The following is a 630-nucleotide window of genomic DNA, read 5'->3' as shown; positions in this document are numbered from 1 at the left end:
TGGGTGAGTCCCCTACCTAGCGAGCTTGCCTCGTTCCTCGTCCCGCAAGGGACACGTCTCCGCCAGGGCGGATCTTTCAATGATCGGTCTGTTCCCGAAGGCTTGCCTCCTTCAGAGCCTGCTCATGCCGTTGCCCGTGTCCATTGGAACTCGGCTTCCGTCCACCCAGATGCGGTGAAGGATGACGGCCAAGCGCCGGGACAGCGCGACGATGGCCCGTTTCATGCCGCGCCGCTTGGGCCAGGTTCACCGCCCAGGCCTTCAGCCAGGACCATGTGCGAACACGGGTCAGAAGCACGGTGGCCGCCTCGAACAGAAGGCCGCGCATCATCGCGTCGCCGCAGCGCGAGATGCGCCCGATCCGCTCCGTTTCCCCGGACTGGGAGAGCCGGGGCACCAGTCCCAGAGCGGGCCCGACGGCCTTCGAGTTCGAGAACCGGCCGGGATCGTCGATCGTGGCGACAAAGGCCAGCGACACCACCGGGCCGACGCCGGGAACGCTCATCAGCCGGCGGCACACCGGGTCCTGCCGGACCAGTTGCAGGAGCCTGCGATGAAGCGCCGCCTCGCTCGCCCGCAGACCGGCGCGTGCCGATAAGAGGCTCTCCATCACCTGTATATTATACACAT

At 66.3% G+C, this 630-nt stretch carries 1 pseudogene; it reads right to left on the bottom strand.

The features are described 5' to 3' along the window. Positions 1 to 122: 122 nt before the first annotated feature. Positions 123 to 630, bottom strand: a pseudogene (locus tag NS365_RS22790) (IS110 family transposase); the annotation flags it as partial.

Source organism: Aureimonas ureilytica (genome assembly GCF_001475935.1).
Classification (GTDB): domain Bacteria; phylum Pseudomonadota; class Alphaproteobacteria; order Rhizobiales; family Rhizobiaceae; genus Aureimonas; species Aureimonas ureilytica_A.
Note: the sequence above shows the minus strand (reverse complement) of the source record. Positions and strands in the feature narration are given on the sequence as shown.